This is a genomic window from Mesorhizobium helmanticense (assembly GCF_003034915.1).
GTDB classification, from domain to species: domain Bacteria; phylum Pseudomonadota; class Alphaproteobacteria; order Rhizobiales; family Rhizobiaceae; genus Mesorhizobium; species Mesorhizobium helmanticense.
This window is the reverse complement of record NZ_PZJX01000102.1, coordinates 1-3,642: the sequence shown is the minus strand read 5'-3', so window position 1 is coordinate 3,642 and position 3,642 is coordinate 1. Positions and strand designations below refer to the sequence as shown.

The 3,642-nt window shown below is 57.7% G+C and carries 3 protein-coding genes and 2 pseudogenes; 2 read left to right on the top strand and 3 right to left on the bottom strand.

Annotated elements, in window-relative coordinates; translation table 11 throughout:
• The 3 genes and pseudogenes from C9427_RS33460 to C9427_RS33450 all read right to left on the bottom strand — a co-directional run.
• Positions 1-136, bottom strand: a pseudogene (locus C9427_RS33460) (transposase); the annotation flags it as partial.
• A gap of 202 nt (positions 137-338) precedes the next feature.
• On the bottom strand, positions 339-1,079 hold the full coding sequence (locus tag C9427_RS33455) for a sterol desaturase family protein (RefSeq protein WP_245437297.1): 741 nt from the start codon (positions 1,077-1,079) through the stop codon (positions 339-341).
• 7 nt (positions 1,080-1,086) lie between these two features.
• A protein-coding gene (locus C9427_RS33450; protein WP_107653181.1) for an IS3 family transposase occupies positions 1,087-2,276 on the bottom strand; the annotation gives its coding sequence in 2 pieces (ribosomal slippage) (positions 1,087-2,024 and positions 2,024-2,276; 1,191 coding nt in all).
• Between the two features lie 705 nt (positions 2,277-2,981).
• Here C9427_RS33450 and C9427_RS34355 point away from each other — a divergent pair.
• Positions 2,982-3,230, top strand: coding sequence for a hypothetical protein (locus C9427_RS34355; protein WP_167434584.1), 249 nt, complete (start codon positions 2,982-2,984; stop codon positions 3,228-3,230).
• 36 nt (positions 3,231-3,266) lie between these two features.
• Positions 3,267-3,642: pseudogene (locus tag C9427_RS33440) on the top strand (hypothetical protein); the annotation flags it as partial.

Sequence of the window (3,642 nt, the reverse complement as noted above, 5' to 3'; positions counted from 1 at the left end):
CCCTTCGCCTTCCAGTTGTACAGCGTCGCCTCGGAGATCCCATGCTTGCGCGCCAGGTCGCCCGCCTTTGCTCCCGCCTCATGCTCACGCAGAACCGCGATGATCTGCTCTCTTCCGTAAACCGCTTTCTCTTCATCAGTCCGTCCTTCAATCGAGGCCGGACTCCTCAGGTGAGGGAAACTACCCGTGGCAGGCCAGTCGTCCGCGCATTGCCCACCTGTGGTAGTTCCAGATCCTACGTCTCCGATAAGGCCAGCGCCAAGGATCCGTCCCCTTCTAGGTCCAGTTGATGGGTTCCGACCTCGACAATCGGATTAGAAGCGTAAAGCTGCGTTCGTTTAATTCCCAGCCTTTTCACCACTTCCGACTTTAGCTCTACGCCAGCGACGTCGATCAAATGGAAACATAACGAAATCGCGCACGGTGAGCGGCTCGGATTGGTCTCGGAGGCCAACTTCCGGCCACTCGTTCTTTTTTGGCCAGTATGCCGTTGCAAAAATCGTGTCCCAGATAGTTGTAAAGAACCCGTAGTTTCGGCGCTGGTGATGGGGTTCCAACGAGTGGTGAATGCGGTGGAACTTGTTGTCGCCAATGATATATCGAAGCGGCCCAAGATTGATGCGGGTGCTAGAGTGTGAAAGATGGACCTGAAAAGTAATCAGCGTCATGGCAACAAAAGGCACTACGCCAGATTCGAAGTGGAACAGCGTGAGTGGTAGTGACACCAACCCTGCGGCAACGAGTGGCTCGGAAATGTGATGATGGCAATTCCATGCCGTCAATTCGCGGATCGAGTGGTGAGTAGCGTGCATGCGCCAGAGGAATGGAACAGCATGCTGAGCGCGGTGCATCCAGTAGTAGAAGAAGTCGCCGGCAATCGCGACCAAAACGCCTGAAAGGACGGCCAATCCATTATTAATGATTGCGTTGTCAGAGTGAAGCAACGTACCGAAATTGATCGTTACAAGCGGCTTTATCCCTAACCAGCCCACGCTCACAGCGTAGAAGTGCCACATAAAGGCACCACATCCGAGGCGAATAATATAATTTCGCACGCCGCGAGCGTACTGACCTGCCACTGAACTGTCATCCAGTGGCGATTAGAGCCTTGACCGTTTCTGTTACGCCTCTTGGCGCGGGTTGAGCAACCGGCGGAGGCGCGGAGCCTTCCATCAGCACAGCGTCGGAGCCGGTTGCGGAGATGACCTCGGCATAGGCTGCCGGGGTCTGGTAGCCGAGCGAGGAATGAGGCCTCGCGGTGTTGAAGTCCTCCCGCCATTCGGCGATGGCGCTGCGGGCGTGGTCGAGGCCGAAGAACAGGCTCTCGTTCAAGAGTTCGTCGCGCATGCGACCGTTGAAGGATTCGACATAACCATTCTGCATCGGCTTGCCCGGCGCGATGTAATGCCATTCGATCGCGTGATCCTTCGACCATGCGAGGATGGCGTTCGAGGTGAACTCGGTGCCGTGGTCGGAGACGATCATGCCTGGCTTGCCGCGCTGGGCGATCAGTTCCGTCAGTTCACGAGCAACCCGACGGCCGGAGATCGAGGTGTCCGGAATCGCGGCCAGGCATTCGCGCGTCACGTCGTCGACGATGTTGAGCACACGGAAACGCCGGCCGCAGGCGAACTGGTCATGGACGAAATCCAGCGACCAGCGCGCATTCGGCTTTGCCTCGACCAGGATCGGCGCCCGCGTGCCGACCGCTCGCCGTCTTGCCCGGCGCTTGCGCAGCGTCAGACCTTCCTCGCGATAGAGACGGTAGATACGGTTGACCCCAGATGCCTCGCCCTCGCGCCTGAGCAGGATGAACAGCCGCCGGTAGCCAAAGCGTCGGCGCTCGTTCGCGAGGTCACGCAGCCGACCACGCAGCTGCGTCTCTGGCGGTCGGCGAGACTGGTAGCGAATCATCTTGCGATCGGCGCAGACGAAGGAACAGGCCCGACGCTCCGATAGGCCCATGACGGCCTGCAGATGCGCGACGGCTTCGCGCTTGGCGGCGGGCCCTACCATTTTTTTGACAGAAGCTCGCGCAATGCCGAGGCTTCGAGCATCTGGTCGGCGAGCAGCTTCTTCAGCCTGGCGTTCTCGTCTTCCAGAGCCTTCAGCCGCTTGGCGTCAGAGACGTCCATCCCGCCATACTTGGCCTTCCAGTTATACAGCGTCGCCTCCGAGACCCCGTGCTTGCGAGCCAGATCGCCCGCCTTCGCACCCGCCTCATGCTCGCGCAGAACCGCGATGATCTGCTCTTCCGTAAACCGCTTTCTCTTCATCTGTCCGTCCTTCAATCAAGGCCCGGACTCTAATCTCAGATGGAGGAAATTCTCAGTGGCAGGTCAGTATGAAGCAAAACTGTATCGATAAGCCGGAAAGGTTAGCTCCAGCGCGGCGCATAACGTTGCGAAGATTACAACCATCTCAAGCGAATACACGAAGATCTGGGTCATTTGGTTAATATCGAGAATGTGCATTTCTTTGCTCCTGCGAATCCTTCAAAATGAGGGGCACTCATCAACGCAGTGCCTTCGTCACGAGGGCGAGACCAATGTTATGCCTCTCCGGTGCAGCCCTAAACTCGAGTCGGCATCCGGACCGATATCCGCGCAGAAATCACGGCGCACGGCAGGGATGTGCTATGCTGCTTTCACAGAGAGTTAAAATTAGTTTTTTGGATAGACCCATCCATCTCCCAAATGGTTGGAGAAGCCCAGTAGACGAAGTGGTTTGCGCAAAACGACCAGCTATGCGCCAGTGTTGAGGCGGTGCAGCAGAGGTTGCATAGCCAGCAGCGTTGCGAACGGAGATCGTGTCTCAGGAAGTTCTCTAATCGCCTTCGTCAATAGGCTCCTTCTCTCCTCGTTGGTGCAGCGCCTGCCGGGCTCAGGGTTCTCTCCGAGGTCGATTGCAAGGATCGCCGCATGTTTGCGTTGGAACAGGTGGGGTCGAACTGGTGTTCGCGGTTCCGTAGGACCGCATGCATGGGAGCGACCTCATCCGCGCAGCGTCCCGGCAAGGACGCATCTCGGGAACTGGAGTTGATCGGGAAATCGAAAGCTCCTTATCAGGCTGCAGCGACGGCGCGGCGGAACGGCTCATTCGTCTTCGACATGGCGTGGAGGATGACGGCAAGCTTGCGCGCCACCGCGATCTTCGCCTTCTTAGGATCAGAACAAGAGCTGCTCAAAATCGATGGGATGGAAGGCTCCCCCTCCGCCGGTGCAAGATAAGGCATCGGTTAGGATGGACAAACCGGGAGCGTTCGAATGGAAGAGATTTCTACCGTTGGCATCGACCTTGCGAAGTCGGTGTTCCATATTCGTGCGATTGATGCCGCCGGCAATGTTATCGTCCGACGACAGTTGCGTCGCAAGCGGATGTTGAAGTTCTTCGAGCAGTTGGCGCCTTGCTTCATTGGGATGGAGGCGTGCGGCACTGCCCACTACTGGGCGCCAATTGGTGCTGTCACGTTATTTGAGGTACGGGCGCGCAAGTTCCCGCTGTGGCTTTTCAGGCAAGCCGATGAGCAACGGCCATCCATTCTGCCGCGGCTTGAGGCGATGATTTCGGGTCTGGGCGGAGGACCTGTGTGCTCTGGCTGGAACGAAGAAATTGTGGACTGCGGAGAAGACCGAAACGAAC